At 47.8% G+C, this 18,409-nt stretch carries 16 protein-coding genes and 1 pseudogene; 8 read left to right on the forward strand and 9 right to left on the reverse strand.

Annotated features, from left to right (window positions below; translation table 11 throughout):
- From H6F50_RS04165 to H6F50_RS04180, 4 genes are all read left to right on the forward strand, one after another.
- On the forward strand, positions 1–621 hold a 621-nt coding region (locus tag H6F50_RS04165), incomplete at its 5' end, for an extracellular solute-binding protein (protein ID WP_190426647.1).
- Between the two features lie 127 nt (positions 622–748).
- Positions 749–1,660, forward strand: coding sequence for an ABC transporter permease subunit (locus H6F50_RS04170; RefSeq protein WP_190426649.1), 912 nt, complete (start codon positions 749–751; stop codon positions 1,658–1,660).
- A gap of 81 nt (positions 1,661–1,741) precedes the next feature.
- Positions 1,742–2,548 (forward strand): carbohydrate ABC transporter permease, encoded by an 807-nt coding sequence (locus H6F50_RS04175; protein ID WP_242028893.1) that lies wholly within the window; start codon positions 1,742–1,744, stop codon positions 2,546–2,548.
- A gap of 145 nt (positions 2,549–2,693) precedes the next feature.
- Positions 2,694–3,794: an ABC transporter ATP-binding protein gene (locus tag H6F50_RS04180; protein ID WP_190426672.1), complete on the forward strand. Its 1,101-nt coding sequence runs from the start codon at positions 2,694–2,696 to the stop codon at positions 3,792–3,794.
- A 110-nt stretch (positions 3,795–3,904) separates the two neighbouring features.
- On the opposite strand, the gene H6F50_RS04185 is transcribed toward H6F50_RS04180, so the two are convergent.
- A complete protein-coding gene (locus H6F50_RS04185; protein ID WP_190426651.1) occupies positions 3,905–4,105 on the reverse strand; it encodes a hypothetical protein in 201 nt (66 codons plus the stop codon).
- Between the two features lie 105 nt (positions 4,106–4,210).
- Positions 4,211–6,028, reverse strand: a complete 1,818-nt coding sequence (locus tag H6F50_RS04190; protein ID WP_199291988.1) for an iron uptake porin — start codon at positions 6,026–6,028, stop codon at positions 4,211–4,213.
- Positions 6,029–6,554: 526 nt separating this feature from the next.
- On the opposite strand from H6F50_RS04190, the gene H6F50_RS04195 reads away from it, so the two are divergent.
- From H6F50_RS04195 to upp, 4 genes are all read left to right on the forward strand, one after another.
- A complete protein-coding gene (locus H6F50_RS04195) occupies positions 6,555–7,109 on the forward strand; it encodes a DUF2808 domain-containing protein (protein WP_190411440.1) in 555 nt (184 codons plus the stop codon).
- A gap of 482 nt (positions 7,110–7,591) precedes the next feature.
- On the forward strand, positions 7,592–8,857 hold the full coding sequence (locus tag H6F50_RS04200; protein ID WP_190426653.1) for a GTP cyclohydrolase II: 1,266 nt from the start codon (positions 7,592–7,594) through the stop codon (positions 8,855–8,857).
- 72 nt (positions 8,858–8,929) lie between these two features.
- Complete coding sequence (locus H6F50_RS04205) at positions 8,930–10,165, forward strand: URC4/urg3 family protein (protein WP_190426655.1); 1,236 nt, start codon at positions 8,930–8,932, stop codon at positions 10,163–10,165.
- Positions 10,166–10,437: 272 nt separating this feature from the next.
- Complete coding sequence (gene upp, locus H6F50_RS04210) at positions 10,438–11,073, forward strand: uracil phosphoribosyltransferase (protein ID WP_190426659.1); 636 nt, start codon at positions 10,438–10,440, stop codon at positions 11,071–11,073.
- Between the two features lie 10 nt (positions 11,074–11,083).
- On the opposite strand, the gene H6F50_RS04215 is transcribed toward upp, so the two are convergent.
- The 7 genes and pseudogenes from H6F50_RS04215 to H6F50_RS26900 form a co-directional block, all read right to left on the reverse strand.
- Positions 11,084–11,743: an HAD family hydrolase gene (locus tag H6F50_RS04215; RefSeq protein ID WP_190426660.1), complete on the reverse strand. Its 660-nt coding sequence runs from the start codon at positions 11,741–11,743 to the stop codon at positions 11,084–11,086.
- Complete coding sequence (locus tag H6F50_RS04220; RefSeq protein WP_190426662.1) at positions 11,740–12,675, reverse strand: ABC transporter permease; 936 nt, start codon at positions 12,673–12,675, stop codon at positions 11,740–11,742. The genes H6F50_RS04215 and H6F50_RS04220 overlap by 4 nt, the downstream gene beginning before the upstream one ends.
- Positions 12,676–12,919: 244 nt before the next feature.
- A complete protein-coding gene (gene pyk / locus H6F50_RS04225; RefSeq protein ID WP_190426665.1) occupies positions 12,920–14,704 on the reverse strand; it encodes a pyruvate kinase in 1,785 nt (594 codons plus the stop codon).
- Positions 14,705–14,847: 143 nt separating this feature from the next.
- Positions 14,848–15,351, reverse strand: coding sequence for a pentapeptide repeat-containing protein (locus tag H6F50_RS04230; RefSeq protein ID WP_190411447.1), 504 nt, complete (start codon positions 15,349–15,351; stop codon positions 14,848–14,850).
- Positions 15,352–15,482: 131 nt separating this feature from the next.
- Entirely contained in the window at positions 15,483–16,775 is a 1,293-nt protein-coding gene (locus H6F50_RS04235; RefSeq protein WP_190426667.1) for a pentapeptide repeat-containing protein, read from the reverse strand.
- A gap of 33 nt (positions 16,776–16,808) precedes the next feature.
- Positions 16,809–18,167 carry a sorbosone dehydrogenase family protein gene (locus H6F50_RS04240; protein ID WP_190426669.1) on the reverse strand — a complete coding sequence of 453 codons (1,359 nt, stop codon included), beginning with the start codon at positions 18,165–18,167 and terminating at the stop codon, positions 16,809–16,811.
- A 149-nt stretch (positions 18,168–18,316) separates the two neighbouring features.
- Positions 18,317–18,409, reverse strand: a pseudogene (locus H6F50_RS26900) (IS630 family transposase); the annotation flags it as partial.

The raw sequence follows: 18,409 nt of genomic DNA on the forward strand, positions 1-18,409 counted from the left end.
GATCGACCGGAATCCTTAAGAGCCATCGAGTTTTTGCGTAGCACCGTTCAGGAGGGTATTGCCCCGCCTGGGGTGACAACCTACCACGAAGAAGATACCCGACGCTTCTTCCAAAACGGTCAGGCAGCGTTTTTAAGAAGTTGGCCTTATGTCTGGCCCTTAGCGAATGAAGAGACTTCGCCAATCAAGGGAAAAATCGGGATTAAACCGATGGTTCACGCCGCCGGTCAAAGTGGGGCGGCTTGCCTAGGCGGGTGGGGTTTTGGAATTTCTAAATCCTCTCGACATCCAGAGGAAGCCTGGAAAGCGATTCAATACTTTACCAGTGAAGAAACACAGCGGCAATTCATATTGAAAGAGGGCTATCTGCCCAGCCGACGGGCATTATTTACAGACCCACAGATTGTCGCTAAATACCCCCACTACCCGCAGATTTTAGAGGTGGTGCAAAAAGCCGTCTTACGTCCGCCGATTGCACAATATGCCCAAGCCTCTGATATTTTGCAACGCTACCTCAGTGCCGCACTCACCAACCGAACGAGTCCGGAAAAAGCAATGCAATCTGCCGCGAATGAAACGCGCCGACTCCTCAACGCGGGTCAAGCGAAACCGTCGGCATAACCAGGCAACCCTGTAAAAGGCAAAAGTCAATCAAAACAATTGCATCATTTGCGGTTTCTTTTGCCTTTTCACCTTGGACTTTTTACTTGTTTAAGAGTTAGTCTTTTGAATTTTTACCTTTGACTTCATGATGAACCTGAATACAATCCGAGGTCGGGAACAACGCACGGGCTGGATCTTACTACTGCCTGCCTTGCTTGTCCTGTTATTGGTCTATGGCTACCCGATTGTCCGGGCATTCTGGTTGAGTTTGTTTACGAAGAACCTAGGAACCGAGTTGCAACCTGTCTTCGTGGGTCTGGATAATTACGGGCGGATGGCGGGGGATGGTCGTTTCTGGCAGAGTTTCTGGACAACAACAGTCTTCACTACCTCAGCCGTTATCATCGAGCTATTGCTAGGGCTGGGAATCGCTCTGGTTCTGACTCAGAAATTTCGGGGAAGAAGCTTGGTACGAACGACGGCTATCTTACCGTGGGCATTACCGACTGCTCTGATCGGTCTTGCCTGGGGTTGGATTTTTAACGACCAGTTTGGCGTTGTCAACGACATCCTTCGGCGAGTCGGTCTCATAGAAGGTGGGATTAACTGGCTGGGAGATCCAACGCTGGCATTGATGGCGGTGATCTTTGCCGATGTTTGGAAAACCACGCCGTTTATCAGCATTCTGCTCTTGGCTGGGTTGCAGTCGATTTCGCCTGACCTCTACGAAGCCCATTCGATTGATGGAGCAACCCCTTGGCAAAACTTCACTAGAATTACGCTACCGTTGCTGATGCCGCAAATCTTAATTGCACTGCTATTTAGATTTGCCCAATCTTTCGGGATTTTCGACTTGATTGCGGTGATGACAGGTGGCGGGCCTGGAGGTTCGACGGAAGTGGTCTCGCTGTACATCTACTCCACCGTGATGCGCTACTTAGACTTTGGTTATGGTGCGGCGCTGGTGGTAGTGACCTTTACGTTGCTGATTGTAGCAGTAGCGATCGCTAGTTTCTTGCTCAGTCGCTCTCGTGCCAAAACTTCAGGAGCCACTTAAGTTATGACTGTCATTCCCCAAGAACGCCCAACCGCTCCAACCCCAACCAAGGGGAAAAAGTTTTCCTGGAAAAAAATCTTAATGCCCCTGGCAGTTGCCCTGGTAGTAATCTTCTGCCTAGCGCCAGTTTTATGGCAATTGCTGACTTCTTTCAAGGTCAATGAGGATATTGCTGCCGTTCCCACGGTCTATTTTCCCACTCGATATACCCTCGCTCACTACATTGAGTTATTCGTTCGTCGTCCATTTTGGCGCTACATCTTAAATAGTGCCTTCGTCTCGATTACTTCCACTGCTCTGGCTTTAGCGATTGGGGCACCCGCTGCTTACGCTCTGGCACGATTGCATCTTCGGGGCGGCAAAGTTATCCTCGCCGGTGTCCTCATCATTACTTTATTCCCTGGAATTTTGTTGTTCTTGGGACTGTTAGAAATTGTCCAGGCATTTCGCTTGGGTAACAACTATTTGGCGCTGATAATTCCTTATACTGCCATCAATTTACCGTTGACGATTTTAGTGCTGCGAAGCTTTTTCGAGCAATTGCCAAAAGATTTGGAAGATGCTGCTAAAGTCGATGGCTATAATACGTTCCAAATGCTGACGCAAATCTTACTGCCGATGACGGTTCCGGCTTTGGTCACGACTGGAATTCTCACCTTTATTTTTGCTTGGAACGAGTTTATCTTCGCCCTCACCTTTATTACTCGTGAAGATATGAAGACGATTCCGGTTGGGGCGGCTCAATTAGGCGGTGCGTCCCTATTTGAAATTCCATACGGGCCAATTGCTGCGGCAACGGTCTTGGGAACTTTGCCCCTAGTTTTACTGGTGTTGTTCTTCCAGCGCAAGATTGTCCAAGGTTTAACAGCGGGTGCTGTTAAAGGATAAAGGGATGAATTTTGAGTTTTGAGTGATGAATGAATCACTCAACCTTAAAAATCATCCCTTTTCTCAGACTGAGCCAGAAACCGAGGTAAAAAAACTTTCAACCTTCAACTTTCTGCAACTTTCAACCTTCAACCTGTTTAAAATCATGGCTAGACTCGAACTCCGAAACTTAAATAAAACCTATAATCCGAAAGTCATCCCGGTCAAAGACGTTAGCTTGAGCGTAGAAGATGGTGAGTTTCTCACGTTACTTGGACCTTCTGGATGCGGTAAATCTACCATTCTGCGGTTGATTGCAGGTTTGGAAGAACCCACTCGCGGTCGGGTCTCGATCGGGGATAAAGATGTCACAAACTTGCGACCGGGCGATCGCGACATTGCAATGGTATTTCAAAGCTATGCCCTTTATCCTCACATGACGGTTTACGAGAATATCGGTTCTGGTCTCAAACTGCAAAAAACACCCTCTGACGAAATTAAACAACGGGTGGCAGAAGCTTCAAGAGTATTGGGATTAGATGAATTAATGAGCCGTAAACCGGGTCAAATGTCTGGCGGACAACGGCAGCGGGTCGCCCTAGCACGGGCTTTGGTACGCCGCCCTCATGTCTTTTTATTAGATGAACCCCTCAGTAACTTGGATGCGCTGTTGCGGGAAAACGTCAGGGCTGAAATTAAGCAATTATTTGAATCTCAACACGTTCCAGTTGTTTACGTCACCCACGACCAGACAGAAGCGATGACGCTTTCTAGCAAAGTCGCTGTTCTCAACAAGGGCGATGTGCAGCAACTTGACCCCCCCGAACGTATTTATAATAATCCGGCAAATCTATTTGTGGCGGGGTTTGTGGGCAGTCCCCAGATGAATTTGTTAACGCTGCCTTGCCAGGGAAATTCCGCCATGCTAGGGAATCATAGAATCCCGCTGCCGGAAGTTCCAACCGTGCCGCCGCAGATTGTGTTGGGGATTCGTCCGGAAAATGTTCGCATTGCACAACCTGAAGATAGAAACACCGTTCGGGGCCGGGTGTTTTTGGTAGAAAACTTGGGGATGAACAACTTAGTAAGCGTGCGGGTTGAGGGTTCTGCTAGCGAACCCACGACAATTCGTACCTTGTTACCGACGGATCGGCGCTGGAGTGGCGAAGATATAACACTGGCATTGCCACTTCAGAATATCCACTGGTTTGATGTGCAGACGGGGGATGCTGTTTTTAGACGGCAACCGCTTGCGGTTGGGCGTTAGGAACCCGTAAAGGTTCATTATGCAATCAGAAAAAATTTTAGTTTGACTCGGTCAAAGAGCTAGGGACTTAATTCCCTAGCTCTTTGCTAAAGCTGGGTATATAGCATTTCTCAGTTAACCTCACCCCCAACCCCTCTCCGTTGACGGAGAGGAGCGAAGAGTTCATCCCCATTTCCTACTAGGAATGGGGTGAGGGGGTCAGGTTTGCCTGATTCGAGAACTATTGGGCTATATAACATTTCTGAGTGGAATATATAGCGGTTCTGATGTTCGGGCAACACCTGCTTGGGTGTGGGCTTTTTCTTTGCCATACCCTCTACACCTGCTAACGCTCTCCGGAACTTGCCTGTGCTACGCACCAAAACGCGATCGCGTTTCGGTAATGCTCAGAATGGTAACAGGATTAAAACACTTTCTTAAAACACAAAACTGGTGCGGACGGTGCCGACATAAATTAGATCGTTGTTAGCATTGTGTTCGGGATTTGTGACTACAAAAAATCCTGGGGTAATCGCAATATTATCAGTGATTTGATAGCGGTAAAAGGCTTCTAAATGTAAGGAGGTATCGGGATCTTCGCGCCCAACAACATCATTTTCAATCGCTTTAGGCGGTTGACCAATCACGAATCCGAGCAGATTACCGAGTCCACCGACATCGGGTAAAGCAAAGCTTAAAGCCCACGTAAAGATTTTGGCATCGCTACCTTTATTCGGTTCGGATTCGGCACGAGCATTAATTAACCCCGTCCAGCCAGAAATGTTGAAGTTAGGGGAGACTTGATAAGAGGCTTGTAATCCATAAGCATTGGTAGAAAGAGCCGCACCATTAAAGGGGTCTTCGGCGTTACGACTGCCTTTGCCAGTGACGATGTTATAAGAATGAATATAAGTCAAACCCACACTCAGACTGTCTGTAGGATATAAAGTGACTTGAGCGATCGCGCCGTAACGACCCCCAAATAGACCCGTTTCCGCTTGATTGGTGTTCGATGCGAGATATCCCAAAGACAGCCGCACCGCTCGACTAATGCGATATTCTAAACCAAACCCCGTGCCTCCATTCAGGCCAAATAGCTGCGATTCTCCGGCAAAGTTAGAAACGGCAGCAAGAAGAGAATTGTTGACATAGGGATTGAGGGTAGGCGTAAAATCACCAAAGCCAATCCCGATCAGTCCAAAGTAAACGATCGCTTGCTCTGTCACCGGATACCGATAGAACAGTGCGCCAAGTTGAATGTCATTCTCGTTGTTTCCGGTGAATGAGAGTTTGGCAAAGTTGGTTCCCGTGACTTCTGCAAAGTTAGGCGTATTTTGAGCCGCTAATCGGGTTCTCAACAAGTCTTGACCAGAGAAACTGGTATCAAAATTCAATTCAACTCGGTTGCTGAGGACAACATTCGCATCGACATCCTGGTTGTTGATTTCGCCGCCACCCACTCCACTGACGGCAAACAGGATTTCTCCCCGGAGTCGAGTTGTCGTGGAAAAGCGTTGTTCTTCTAACTGAGTAACGGATGCCTCTAAGTTACCGACACGAGTTAACAAGGTTGCGAGTTCTGGTGCAAATTCGGTTTGCAATCGTTGCAGCGTCGCTAAATCTTCTTGGCTCGCAAGTTCGCCAGTTGAGGTTTGAATGAGTTGATTGATTCGATTGAGACACGCATTCAATCCGGCGGCAAATTCATAGCGACTGAGTGCGCGGTTGCCTCTAAAGGTGCTGTCGGGATAACCTGCAATGCAACCATAGCGCTCGACTAGGGATTCCAGCGCCTGGAATGCCCAGTCTGTCGGCTGCACATCGGAAAGTTGAGTGACGGAAGTGACTTGCTCCATCGAGTCAGCTTCTAGCTCATCTAGGCTGGTTGGCTCCAAGTCGTCGGGGGTTTGCGCTATTGTTGTCGCTTTTTCGCCTAACCCGGTTTCAATAACTGATTCAATAACTGGCGCTTCCGGTAAATTTGTATCGGTAGCGGCACGAGTCGGCTCAGATAGAACGGCAACTGAACTGACATCTATGCTGATATCTATTGGTGAAAGCTCGGTGCTGTTTGCTCCTGGTGACTCCTGGGTTTCTGGGGTAGATGAGGCAATTGTTTCTAAGGAAGTGGTATTAGGTTCGGTATTGGCAATTTCTGTGGCGATCGCTTCTATAGCAACGGCACGATTGCACAATAGCAAAGCGACACCCCAGATGCCTATACCAAGTCCTAAAGCCCGGAATAGCTTAAACATAGTTCCTCCGCACACCTGTATACACGCTGGTGAAAGCGCTGAGTCGGCAAAGACAACCTGTGAAAAACTCCCTAGTTTTTCAAAATCTTTTGTAGTTAGGTTAAAACTCGGTTGTTCTCAGCTTTGCTCAACCGCGCTTTAAAAATTAATCTGTAGCTTGATTTTATCTATTATTTTCCGATTTTTAGCTGATTTGATGCAGTTATTGACATTCTGTAAACTTAGAAGCGGCGAATGAGAACTGCACAAATCTGAAGGGAATTATTAGGAGCGATCGCTCAAATCTTAAATGAAGGTTTAAAATTATATGTTCAAGGCGGAGCTACTTTTAAAATTCTTTGCTATAAAAAAGGTAAGAAAGATAAAGCATCCTTCTTAGGTAGCATTGTTACTTATCATTTTCATGAATAATTGTTGAAGATGATATACGCGATCGCTTTGCCGTAAATGGCTCTCCCTTTAGAACAGCTTTCCAAGTTCCTGAATCGCATCTACCAGACACTCGCACCCCTAGGAGGTCACAACAATGAAGCGTCTTAAGCAATTGTCTCTGGCATTAATTGCAGGCACTCTTACCTTTGGCGTCGGCGCTTCTGGAGTAAACAATCCATCAGCGCAGGCGATTCAATTCTCAAATGGCAGAAGTTCTTTTGGTGTTCCTTTTCAATTAAGTAATACCAGAACGAGTCAAGCCAGCGTCCGGTTCAGAGGCGCAAGCTATTACTTCACTTTTAACTTACCAAAAACGGCGTCTCAATCTTTAAATCGAGTAACAATTCGTCAAAATGGTGGCAATTTAGTTGAATTCGATTCTGCCAGAACTAAAGCGTTTCTCAATGAGAAACCCAAAGAGAATTGTAAGTTGGGCGAAGTAAAAGTTGACAAAAAAACTCAGGAAGTTGACCTAGTATTCGATCCCCCAATTCAACCCGGTCAAACTGTAACGGTTGCCATTGGACCCTTTGAAAATCCTAGTGTTTCTGGGATATATAACTTTGGCGTGTCAGCGTTTCCTACAGGCGATAAACCCGAAAAGCAATTTTTAGGTTATGGTCCTTTGCGCTTTTTTGATGCTCGGTAAAGTTTGTATTATCAATAAAGCCAAGCCGCAACCGCTGGGGAGTTTTCTCTAGCGGTTTTTTCGTGAATATTCTTGACAATATAGTAATTCTCGGTTAAGCATGATTTCTCTGTATGGGCGTTGTATTGTAGTGCGGGGATCGTCTGCCGCGATCGCGCCGCTCGAACTTACTCATACAGCCTAACTAGGGCTAAAAATTCTCTAAAAAACTCAGGGGAAAAAAGTTAAGCACAAACGTTTGTATAGATGAATTCATGGAAGTATAGCGATAGGATTAGATTTCTATTAAGTTAATTTAAAAATCTGGAAATTGTATAAGTTTGTAGCAAATAATACTAAATGAAAGGGTAGCAACCACAAACAGATTTGGCTGTGCAGGATACTCCGAGAGCCAAAATCCCCTTGCTATGATGAGAGCTTATTTCCAATTCCCTGCGTAGATTGCCCTAGACGACATCTTGAGTGCATCTTGTGAGCTATTTATGGAAAACCCAAAAAAAGTATCTTCGCATAAGCATATTGTTTTAACATCCCATCCCGGTAAATCGGGTAAAAAATCCGTTTCCGTTCATTGGGGAGAAAGCGATCCGATTAAACGAGGACCCATTATTGGGACATTAGCGAACCCAAATCAACGGAATGCAATTGGCACGCATTCGGGATCTTATGGCGTTTATCGGGCACTTGCGATCGCATCTGGCGCACTCCAGGCAAATCACCGCGCCGATTTAACCAATACTTCTCCGGTTGTCCACATTGGGCCATATCCCAGTTGGGCAGATGCGAACAAAATTGTCTCACTCGATCCATTTGGAGCAATTGTGGGTGAAGTTTACCCTTCATTTTATGAAGAGGGGTACGATATTCGCCCTACCATTGCTGTCACCAAAGCTCACATTAATATGCCGGAATTGCAAGATTCTGTGGCAAAAGGGCGCTTGCAAGTTGATGGTCAAATTATCAAAAGTAACGGTAATTTAGTCGTCACAAAGGTCGCAATCGATCCAGTCTGGTATTTACCAGGGATTGCCAAGCGACTCAACATTGAAGAAAGCGATTTACGTCGCATTCTCTTCCAGCAAACAGGCGGGATGTTCCCAGAATTGGTAACGCGCCCAGATTTACACGTATTCTTACCACCGATTGGCGGCACGACGATTTATCTGATTGGCGATGTCGCCGCAATTACAGATCCCAACCGACTGCTTGCCGTGCGGGTACACGATGAATGCAACGGTTCAGATGTGTTTGGTTCCGATATTTGCACTTGTCGCCCTTATCTGGTGCATGGCATTGAAGTCTGCGTCCAGACGGCACAAGCAGGCGGCGCAGGGGTGATTGTCTATTTCCGCAAAGAAGGTCGTGCCTTGGGCGAAGTAACTAAATTTTTAGTTTACAATGCCCGGAAGCGTCAGGAAGGAGGCGATCGCGCAGATGCCTATTTTGCCCGGACTGAATGCGTGGCGGGACTTCAAGATATGCGGTTTCAAGAACTGATGCCGGATGTGTTGCATTGGCTAGGAATTACGCGAATTGACCGCTTGGTGTCGATGAGTGATATGAAATACAACGCGATTACAAATTCTGGTATCGAGGTAATCCAACGCATCCCGATTCCCGATGATTGGATTCCAGAAGATGCGTGGGTGGAAATTGCTGCCAAGCAAGCTGCTGGTTACTACACGCCGGGAGAGGTGCCCACTGCGACAACTCTGGCAGAAATTAAGGGACGGGGTTTAGGGGATTAGGTTTTTTAACGCAAAGGTACGCAAAGGTTTACGCAAAGGTACGCAAAGTTAATCTTTGCGTTTTTATTGTTTATGAGCAATTCTGAACGGGAAGCGATCGCATATTTGAGGAGTCCGGCGGCAATTCGGGAAAGATGCGATCGCCTCTTTCTTTTAGGCTGTGAAGACAAACTGCGTTACTTTCGAGTTGATTTAACCCAGTTAGAGAAATGCGCTGATTATGTCATCGGGGTAATGCGCGATGACTATCCCGATCTCGACATTCCTTTTCACAGCCGCTGGCGACATTTTGAAGTTGGAAATGTGCCTCGTCTTTTGGAACTCGAACAAGCTTTAACGAGACTGACTGGATTAGAAAAAGCGAAAGTTAAGTTTGATTTAGCGATTGTTAGCGTTTTACTGGATGCAGGCGCGGGCACTCATTGGCAGTATTGCGAACCAGAAACGGGACAAGTGTTTCGGCGTTCGGAAGGCTTAGCCGTGGCTAGCTTCCGAATGTTTTTTCAAGGTGCTTTCTCTAGTCACTCGAAATCACCATTACAGGTAGATGCTGATGGACTCCTACAGTTAACAGAAGACGCTTTAGTGCAAGGTTTCCAAGTTAGTGAAAAAAATCCGCTGGTTGGGGTGGAAGGGCGCGTTCAGCTGCTACAGCGTTTGGGACAAGTCCTCGCTCAAAATCCTAAGTTTTTTGGCACCGAAAGCCCGCGTCTTGGCAATCTAGTCAATTATTTGTGGGATAGCAGCAATCATGGACAACTGGCTGCGAGTAAGGTGTTGAGTGCAGTTTTGGAGGGGTTAGGGGAAATTTGGTCGGGGAGACTTGCGATCGCTGGGGTAAACTTAGGCGATGTCTGGATTCATTCAGCTTTATCGGGAGATAAGAAAAGCGACAATTATGTGCCGTTTCACAAACTCTCCCAGTGGTTAACTTATTCTCTTTTAGAACCTGTTCAGGAACTCGATTTAAAAATCACTGGGCTAGAGGAACTTACAGGTTTGCCCGAATATCGTAACGGCGGTTTATGCCTAGATACTGGATTGTTACAAGTCAAAGATTCAGCAGTTTTGCAGGAACGTCATCCAGTAGGTTCTGAGGTAATTGTAGAATGGAGGGCTTTAACGGTTAGTTTGTTAGATAAAATTGCCGCAACGATTCGACAAAAGCTGAATATGACTGCTGATGAATTACCCCTAGTAAAAGTTTTACAAGGAGGAACTTGGAGTGCGGGGAGAAAAATTGCCGCACAATTACGAGAAGGCGGCGTTCCTCCAATTGAAATTGCGAGTGATGGAACCGTGTTTTAATAGAAATTATCTGGTGAATATAGCAATGCTCTATTGGATGCAGTATGGTTTAACCCCACCCCTGCCCCTCCCCGTAAACAGGGAGGGGTTAAATATTCCCTCCTGCTTGTAAACGGAGAGGGGTTAAATATTCCCCCCCCTCCGTTCACGGAGAGGGGTTGGGGGTGAGGTTCTTTTATATATTGCACTCAAGTGAAAAGGAATTTTTGCTTATTTTTTGAGCCTGCGTAGGTAGGCTTTGTCTTTGTGCATCTTTCGAGAGGAATTTATTAATGAATGCTGAAGTCACTGTAATCGAACATCCCTTGATCCAACATAAATTAACCCTGATGCGGAAAACGGAAACTAGCACAGGAAAATTTCGCAATCTCCTCAAAGAAATCGGGATGTTGTTAGCTTACGAGGTGACGCGAGATTTACCGCTAAAATATGAAGAAATTAAGACGCCTATTGCCCCGATGTTGGCACCGATGCTGGCTGCTGAAAAGAAGATGGTGATTGTCTCAATTATGCGGGCAGGACAGGGGATTTTAGATGGAATTTTGGAACTGATTCCTTCCGCAAGAGTCGGACATATTGGTTTATATCGCGACCCGACTACTCATGTAGCGATTGAGTATTATTTCAAGGTTCCGAATGATATTGAACAGCGAGATATTTTGGTTGTCGATCCCATGTTGGCAACCGGAAATTCAGCCGTCGCGGCGATTGACAGAATTAAGGAAGTTAGCCCGATGTCAATCAAGTTTTTGTGCTTGCTGGCAGCACCAGAGGGGATTGCACACTTACGCCGCGAACACCCGGACGTGCCTATTTATACGGCTGCAATTGACGAAAAATTAGATGAACACGGTTATATTGTCCCAGGACTTGGGGATGCAGGCGATCGCTTGTACGGGACAAAGTAGCGATTTGCACTTAGGATTTGATGATTGAAATCAATTCGGAAATCTGGTTAACAACAAAAGTTGGGTTGAGTGGTAAACATTTTGCGCGATCGCCATAGCCATAAGTAGCCCAACAAGCATCTAATCCAGCATTTTTAGCAAACATTAAGTCTACATGACTGTCGCCAAATACTAAAACTTCGTTACTTTGGATGTCTGGATAAATTGGCTGGATGACTGAGTGGAATAATCTTGCATCCGGTTTGGTTGGCGTTTGTCCGTCATCGCCAATAACCAGATCGAAGTCAGTATTAATTTTTAGCTTTTCTACGGCAAGCTTTAAAAACTTAGTGTGTTTGACGCTAACAATTGCTAAGTTCAATCCCTCGGAGGATGCAGCTTGAATCACTTGCTTCACTCCCGAAAATAAATTGATTTTTAATAAACCTTCTGTTTGATAAAAGTGTCTGTAAGTTTGAATCCATGTAGGAATTTCTTCGGGCGCGATCGCTGGATGGAAAATCGGGAAAGCCTCGGCAAGCGTAACGCCAATGACTGAGCGAATCTGTTCCTCATCTGGCGGGTCGATGTTAAATGTCTGGAAGGTTTTAATAACGCAGGATATGATAGCCGGATGCGTAATGGCTAAAGTGCCATCAAAGTCAAAAATAATTAACTGATATCGACTCATTGTTCGCGACTTTCGGGAATGTAAGGAACACCGAGGGCTGCGGGAGGGGTTGATTTTCCAGCTAATCCCACTAGCGCCAACAGGGCAATGACATAAGGCAACATTACTAAAAATTGATAGGGAATATTCAGATTAAAGGCTTGAATTCGCAGTTGCAAAGCTTCTGTAGCACCGAATAACAAGCAAGCTAAAGCCGTACTGACGGGATGCCATCTGCCAAAAATCAAAGCTGCAAGGGCGATAAAACCTCTTCCTGCACTCATATCCTCTACAAAGAATCTGACGTGAACTAATGTTAGATAAGCTCCTCCTAAACCGGCGAGACAGCCGCTGAGAGTGACTGCAACATAGCGCAACTTGGTGACAGAAACGCCAGCCATATCCGCAGCACGGGGATATTCTCCAACGGCGCGTAAAGATAAGCCTAAACTTGTACGAAATAGCAGGTATGTACTCAGGGGAACTAACAGAAATAATAAGTAAATTAAGGGGTCTTGATTAAAGAGGAGATTCCCAATTATCGGAATATTCTTTAATCCGGGAATGCCGATGATTTGAATGCCTGGTAGCTGCTGCGCCTGACCGCTATTAAATAAGACACGCGACCAGAAAGAAGTTAATCCTGCTGCTGTAAGATTGATGGCAAGTCCAGATACTAATTGATCGACCCGCAAGGTAACGCACAGATAAGCATGAAGCAGTCCGACCAATCCCCCGACGACGATTGCTAACACCATTCCCAGCCAAACATTGCCGGTAAAAAATGCTCCTGCTGCACTCGCAAATGCCCCGGAGAGTAACATTCCTTCTAGTCCAATATTTAGCACTCCCGATCGTTCGGAAAAAAGTCCACCAAGGGCAGCAAAGGCTAATGGTACTGAGAGGCGCAGGCTAGCAATTAGATAGTCGGTGAAAAAGTTGAGAGTGTCCATGCTGAATGAGGAACCTCTCCCCCAACCCCTCCCCTGCAAGGGAAGGGGAGAAAGATCCCTTGCAGATAAAAAATTTCTTCTTCCCGCTCCGATTAGGAGCAGGAAGAGAGATGCGAAGGGGGCTGGAGGTTATGTTTTTTGTGGTCTCGTGTAGTAAAAATTAAATCCTTGCTTTCTTTACCTCATTGTGAAGGTTTGGGGGAAAGCGCGATCGCTTATGAGAGATAAACAGACGCGATCGCACTTAAACTGGCAGTGCCGGAGTCGTCTGAGAAGTCCCCGCCATCGCCCCAGAGTAAACCAGACCCCGTTGCATATCTAGGGTCAAAATCGCCCCATCCCGAATCATTTCCGTCGCCTTCTTGACGCCCACAATGACCGGCACCCCAAGGCGTAAGCCAATCACAGCCGCATGACTGGTTAGACTTTCATCCTCAGTAATAATCCCAGATGCCTTGCGAATTGCTTCCACATAATCGGCATTTGTGCCGGGTACTACCAAAATTTCCCCATGATTGAAATTTCCCACCTCTCTAGCAGTACGAGCCACTCGCGCTCGACCGCTCACCGATCCCTGACCAATCCCAATTCCCTTGCCAAGAATGGATGTCACCACCTCAACTTTAATCAGGTCGGTTGAACCAGAGATACCTTGGAGCGTCCCGGCAGTCATTACCACCAAATCTCCTTCAGCCAGCAGCTGTTTCTCCAGCGCCACATTGATTGCCGCTTGGAACGTCTGACCCGCAGAAGGCAAATCCAGCACTAGAAGCGGCTTCACGCCCCACACCATCTGCAACTGCCGCGCCACGTCCACATGGGGAGTGACTGCCAGAACGGGCGTAGAGGGTCGAAACTTAGAAACATTTCGAGCAGTGGCACCGCTTTTGGTCAACGACATAATCGCAGCTGCCCCTAGCTGCTCAGAAATTTGACCAACCGCCTGACTAATGGCATTCGTGATCGAGCGAGTGGTGCCCCGGACGTTCCGGGCGATTTGTTCTTGCTCGATCCGCACGGCAATCCGCGCCATCGTCTCCACCGCTTCGACGGCGTATTTACCCACCGCTGTCTCGTTGGAGAGCATCACGGCGTCGGTTCCGTCCAAAATCGCATTGGCGACATCGGAAATTTCAGCACGGGTGGGACGGGGATTGTTCACCATGCTGTCCAACATCTGAGTTGCCGTAATCACCGGAATCCCCAGTTGATTCGCCGTGGCAATCAGCCGCTTTTGCAGAATTGGGACATCCTCCGCAGGCAATTCTACGCCCAAGTCACCACGAGCCACCATGACACCATCGCTGAGCGAGAGAATCGCTTCCATTTGGTCGATGGCTTCGTGCTTTTCAATCTTGACAACCACCGGCACTTGCTTACCAGCGCTAGAAATCAGCTCTTTAATTTCCAGCACATCCTGGGGGTTGCGGACAAAGCTCAGCGCTACCCAGTCAACGCCTTGGTCAAGACCAAACATCAAGTCTTTACGGTCTTTGTCAGTTAGCGCCTTAATTGACAGATAGACGCCTGGGAAATTCACTCCTTTGTTATTAGAAAGTGGGCCGCCGACGACGACGCGACAGTGCAATTCCCGCGCCGTGCGGTCTACCTGCTCCACCCGCATTTCCACTTTGCCATCATCTAAGAGAATCATTGCCCCAGATGGGACTTCATCTGCTAGAGGTTCGTAGGTGACAGAGCTAATTTCTTGGGTGCCTGGGACAGGGTGACTGGTTAGGATGAAGCGATCGCCCTTATTCAGGACGATAGACCCCGTTTCAAACCGTCCCAAACGAATTTTCGGGCCTTGCAAGTCTTGCAAAATGCCCACCGGCTGATTCAGTTCAAAAGCCATCTGGCGGATCAAGCGAATGCTCCGCTGATGGTCTTCATGAGTTCCATGAGAAAAGTTGAGGCGCAGGGTCGTCGCACCCGCTTCAATTAAAGCGCGTAAGACCTCTGGGCTACTGGTAGCAGGGCCAATCGTTGCGACAATTTTTGTCCGGCGCTGGGGATTTCGCAGTTGCATGGGGCAAAATTCAGGGACAGAAGAGGACTGCGTGTAACAGGAAAGCAAAGGGATACTATCACATTTGTTCCAACTCCTATTAGGGCTTTGGAGCTGGTTCCCCTCTCTACTGTGTGGGTATTATACTAAAAAGCTTATTGATTTTACGGGTTTATCGGGTCGCTTCGGTCTTGGTTGAGGGGTTTCCCGGTCTCAGGTGCCGGTTTCTTTTGACCCTCAGCAAGCGGCTTGTAAACTAGACCGGAAGGCATAATTGTCCCGGTGAGATCGGCACCTGTCACGTCAAATGCTTCCTTCGCTTTGACTCCTTGTAGACTCGCATACTGCAAGTTCGCAAACCGCATCTTCGTACCGCTGAGGTTCGCGCCATTAAGAACCGCATTGTTCAAATTCGCATTTTCCAAGGTGGCTGCTGTAAGATCGGCTCCAGCTAGCACGACACTGGTGAGATTGGCATTGAGTAGATTGGCACCCTTCAAGTTGGCACCGCTGAGGTCATACCCAGTTAAGTTCACATTGCTCAAGTCACAAAATTGGCATTCTTTATAAATTAATAATCTCTGAACGTGTTCTGGATTCTCTGCTTTGACCGGCACTGCAAAGCAGACAGGCATCAACAGGGCAACAGCGAGGATTCCTGGTTTCATGGGAGGCTAGCCAACTGAGGAAATGAGTATCGATTGAACTGCCAAAACACCCTCTTGGTAGCCATGCGCGATCGCGCTATAGAATGCACAAAATCAGAACAAAAGAGTCAATGGGGATAGAATGCGATCGCTCAATATCCATTCAATCCAATGACACCTTTGAGCTTAGCATCCTTCCAGTTGGCACCCGTCAGGTTGGCATTCGCTAAGCTAGCTTGACCCAAATCTGTTTGAGTCAAGTTGGCATAACTCAGATTAGTATTTCCTAAATTGGCACCCCGGAGATCGGCACTGCTGAAATTGGTGTAACTCAAATTGGCTCCTGTCAAAATAGCATTCGTCAGATTGGCACTTTCTAGGTTGGTACCCATCATCGACGCACCGCTTAAATTGGCAGACCGCAAATTCGCCCCACGCAAGTTTACACCGCTGAGATTAGCACCGTTGAGATTGGTACTATCCAGATAAGCATCCTGGAGGTTAGCACCCGCTAAATTAGCGTTGGTAAGATTGGCAAGCGGCAGTTTGGCATTTGTTAAATCAGCATCGTTAAATTTAGCACCCGTCAAATTGGCACGATTGAAACCAGCACCCGTCAAATTGGCACCCGTCAAATTGGCATTTGTGAGCGTAGCACTTTGGAAATTAGCTGCTGTCAACGAGCCTTTTTGCAGATTGGCACCCGTGAGAATTCCACCATTCAAGTCAGCATTATTCAAAGAAGCCTGACTCAAATCAGCATTGCTCAAGTTGACACTATCCATATTGGCAGTCTCTAACTGGGCATTATTCAACTTGGCACCTGTCAGATTGGCACCAGCTAAGTTAACAATTTGCATCTGAGCGTCTTTTAGGTTTGCCCCGCCTAAATTGGCACCCGAAAGATTCGCTTCGATCAAATTCGCTTGTCCGAGATTTGCACCAACTAACTGAGCAAAATTCAGTTGAGTTTGGGCTAGCTGGGCACGCTCTAGCTTAGCGCCCGTGAGGTTCGCTGCATATAAGTTTGCCCCCCGCAATTTAGCGTCTGTTAAATCAGCAACAATTTTATTCGCCGCCGCCAATTTTGCCTGTCTCAAGTTCGCTTTTTCCAAATTAGCGGCAGTTAGTTTGGCACCGTTGAGCTGGGCACCCTCTAGCTTAGCGCCCGAAAGGTCAGCCGCCGTTAAATCCGCACCGTCAAGCTGGGCATTCTTCAAGTCGGCGTTTCTGAGGTTAATCCCCCTGAGTTGGGCATCTTTTAGGTCACATCCAGGGCAAGTTTTCAGCGTCAGTAACTTCTGCAAGTCTTTGGAGTTTGCCGCTTGGGCTGGGGTTGGTAAGCCAAGCGTTAACACTCCGACGGCTGAAGTCGCAGCTAAACAAACCAAGCCCGCCTTCGCGGGCTTAAGGACAGCAAATTGATTAACGAGTTTTGGGCGCATGGGGCAGTTCTTTGAGCCGCGATTAACAACTACTTAAGAGCCACGATACTGGATGCGGTAAATCCGGTTATTGGCTTCTTCCGTCAGCAGCAAACTCCCATCGGGTAGCACGAGTAACCCCACCGGACGCCCCCAGGTGGTTGGGACAGAGGGGTCTAGCAGGAACCCAGTGAGAAAGTCTTCATAGTAGCCCTGAGGACGCCCGTTAGAGAAGGGGGCAAAGACAATTTTGTAGCCGGTGCCTTGGTTGCGGTTCCAGGAACCGCGAAAGGCAACAAAAGCGCCATTGCGGTATTTTTCTGGAAAGGTATTACCGTCATAAAACTGCAATCCCAAAGCAGCCGAGTGGGCTTGGAACAGAACGTCGGGCGTCTTTGTTTTCGCTACCAGGTCGGGACGTTTGCTCTTTCCGTTGACCAGATGACGCGGGTCAAGGAGATTTGGTGCCAGGTAGGCGTAAGGCCAGCCATAGAATTCTCCCTGTTGGATGCGGGTTAGGTAGTCGGGTACCAGGTCGTCGCCTAGTCCGTCTCGTTCGTTCACGGCGGTATAAAGTTCGCCAGTGGTGGGGTGAAAGTCGAGTCCGACTGGGTTCCGTAAACCGGAAGCAAAAGTTTGCTGGTTGGAACCGTCTAGGTTCATCACCTGTACTGAGGCGCGGGGGATGGGTTCTTCTGAAGCGTTGGATGCCGACCCAACTGAGACATAAAGCTTTTGCCCATCGGGTGAGGCAACGACGTTGCGCGTCCAGTGCTGGTTGTAGCCGCCAGGGGTTAATTCAGCGATTTTTTCGCCGGTTCCGGTAAGTTGCTGTTGTCCTTGAGTGTAGGGATACCGCCGGACTTCGCCTGTGTTGCCGAGGAAGAAGGATCCGCCCGCAAAGGTCATACCAAACGGGATATTTACCCCATTTTGCGAACTGGCGAAGGTTTGGCGGACATCAGCGACACCATCGCCGTTAGTGTCGCGCAGCAAGCGAATCTGGTTTTGTCGCGTTTCGGTCACTAACACGTCACCGTTCGGGGTGAGTGCCAGCCAACGGGGTGCATCTAATCCATCGGCAAAAACGTTGACGACGAAACCAGCCGGGACGCGCAGGGTGGGGTTTTGCGGGATAGGCACCACATTGGGCGAGTTGGAGGCACTGTCGCTGGCGTAGGGTTTGGGTAAGTTATCGAGGGTGATGCGAATCGGTTGGGGTGTGAGTGGTTCGGTTCGCACCACGTTGTTGGTCTGCGCCGCTTGGGAAAGCTGTTGGTTCGGCTGTGCCGGAGTTTCTGTCGGTTGTTGGCTTGGTTGGGTTGTCTGGGGGTCGAGAGATGCCTGAGTTGAGTCACAGGCGGCTACTGTAGTCAGGATGAGCAGCAGCAGCAAGAAACGTATCGATTTCATGTCAAAAGGTGGGAACTCTAATTCCAGGGTAGTCATTGAAGACTAGAGTGCGATCGCGCTCATGCGAAGCGAGGCGTTAGCCTAGCGCAGAAAAAGTCAGTTCGCACTCTTCGTTTCAGATCGAGTATTTATAGCAATCGCCAAGGTAATTAGGACGACAAGCATAAGACATGCTCGATTGCATCTCGCAAACAATTAAACTGGTCGAGTTGTTTGCGGATGCGGCTCTTGAGCCAAGACCA

The sequence above is a fragment of the Coleofasciculus sp. FACHB-712 genome, assembly GCF_014695635.1.
Taxonomy (GTDB): Bacteria; Cyanobacteriota; Cyanobacteriia; order Cyanobacteriales; family FACHB-T130; genus FACHB-T130.

Bases quoted from the DNA above. Each gene is read 5' to 3' on its own strand.
- upp (WP_190426659.1), top strand. From the start codon at position 10,438: ATGAATGCTGAAGTCACTGTAATCGAACATCCCTTGATCCAACATAAA.
- H6F50_RS04240 (WP_190426669.1), bottom strand. From the start codon at position 18,167: ATGAAATCGATACGTTTCTTGCTGCTGCTGCTCATCCTGACTACAGTA.
- H6F50_RS04220 (WP_190426662.1), bottom strand. From the start codon at position 12,675: ATGGACACTCTCAACTTTTTCACCGACTATCTAATTGCTAGCCTGCGC.
- H6F50_RS04195 (WP_190411440.1), top strand. From the start codon at position 6,555: ATGAAGCGTCTTAAGCAATTGTCTCTGGCATTAATTGCAGGCACTCTT.
- H6F50_RS04185 (WP_190426651.1), bottom strand. From the start codon at position 4,105: ATGGCAAAGAAAAAGCCCACACCCAAGCAGGTGTTGCCCGAACATCAG.
- H6F50_RS04215 (WP_190426660.1), bottom strand. From the start codon at position 11,743: ATGAGTCGATATCAGTTAATTATTTTTGACTTTGATGGCACTTTAGCC.
- H6F50_RS04230 (WP_190411447.1), bottom strand. From the start codon at position 15,351: ATGAAACCAGGAATCCTCGCTGTTGCCCTGTTGATGCCTGTCTGCTTT.
- H6F50_RS04175 (WP_242028893.1), top strand. From the start codon at position 1,742: ATGCCCCTGGCAGTTGCCCTGGTAGTAATCTTCTGCCTAGCGCCAGTT.
- H6F50_RS04190 (WP_199291988.1), bottom strand. From the start codon at position 6,028: ATGTTTAAGCTATTCCGGGCTTTAGGACTTGGTATAGGCATCTGGGGT.
- H6F50_RS04180 (WP_190426672.1), top strand. From the start codon at position 2,694: ATGGCTAGACTCGAACTCCGAAACTTAAATAAAACCTATAATCCGAAA.
- H6F50_RS04200 (WP_190426653.1), top strand. From the start codon at position 7,592: ATGGAAAACCCAAAAAAAGTATCTTCGCATAAGCATATTGTTTTAACA.
- H6F50_RS04235 (WP_190426667.1), bottom strand. From the start codon at position 16,775: ATGCGCCCAAAACTCGTTAATCAATTTGCTGTCCTTAAGCCCGCGAAG.
- H6F50_RS04205 (WP_190426655.1), top strand. From the start codon at position 8,930: ATGAGCAATTCTGAACGGGAAGCGATCGCATATTTGAGGAGTCCGGCG.
- pyk (WP_190426665.1), bottom strand. From the start codon at position 14,704: ATGCAACTGCGAAATCCCCAGCGCCGGACAAAAATTGTCGCAACGATT.
- H6F50_RS04170 (WP_190426649.1), top strand. From the start codon at position 749: ATGATGAACCTGAATACAATCCGAGGTCGGGAACAACGCACGGGCTGG.